Genomic DNA, 777 nt, shown 5'->3' on the forward strand with positions numbered 1-777 from the left:
GCTTCTGCAGGTCGGCTTCGAGGGCGCGCTTGAGAATGTCGCGGCCCTCGGCCAGCTTCTCGACCTGGCCGGCAACCAGACCGTCGATGCTGGAGCGGCTTTCGGCCAGCTTGGCGAGATCGGCTTCCAGCGCGCGCTTGAGAACATCGCGACCTTCGGCGAGTTTCTCGACCTGGCCGGCGACCAGACCGTCGATGCTTGAGCGGCTCTCGGCCAGTTTGGCAAGATCGTCCTCGAGCGCCTTGGACAGGGTCGAGCGCTCCTGGACAAGCCTTTCCGCGTGGCTGTTAACGAGGCCACCGACGTTTTCGAGGTCGGCTTCAAGCGCTTTCGACAGCGTCGAACGATCCTGGACGAGCCTTTCGGAATGGCTGTTGACCAAGCCATTGACGCTTTCGAGGTCAGCCTCGAGTGCCCGGGCGAACTGTGCCCGGTCATCGACCAGTTTCTGCGACTGGTCGGCAATGGTCCCCTTGATCGCGTTGAGGTCGGATTCCAGAGCGCGCCGCAGGATATCTCGGCCCTCGGACAACTTCTCGACCTGACCCGCAACCAACCCGTCGATGCTGGAACGGCTGTCGGCCAGCTTGGCGAGGTCGTCCTCAAGGGCCCTGGACAGGGCGGAGCGGTCTTGGACAAGCTTGTTCATGTGATCGGCGATGACGCTGTTCACATTCTGCAGGTCGGCTTCCAGGACCCGGGAAAGCTGACCGCGATCCTCGGCCAGCTTTTCCGACTGGCTTGAGATAACGCCCTTGATCGTGTTCAGGTCGGATT

The 777-nt window shown here is 62.3% G+C and carries 1 pseudogene; it reads right to left on the reverse strand.

The features are described 5' to 3' along the window. A pseudogene (locus tag EN879_RS37720) lies at nucleotides 1–777 on the reverse strand (phosphoenolpyruvate carboxylase); the annotation flags it as partial.

The organism is Mesorhizobium sp. M7A.F.Ca.AU.002.02.1.1 (genome assembly GCF_003998535.1).
Taxonomy (GTDB): domain Bacteria; phylum Pseudomonadota; class Alphaproteobacteria; order Rhizobiales; family Rhizobiaceae; genus Mesorhizobium; species Mesorhizobium ciceri.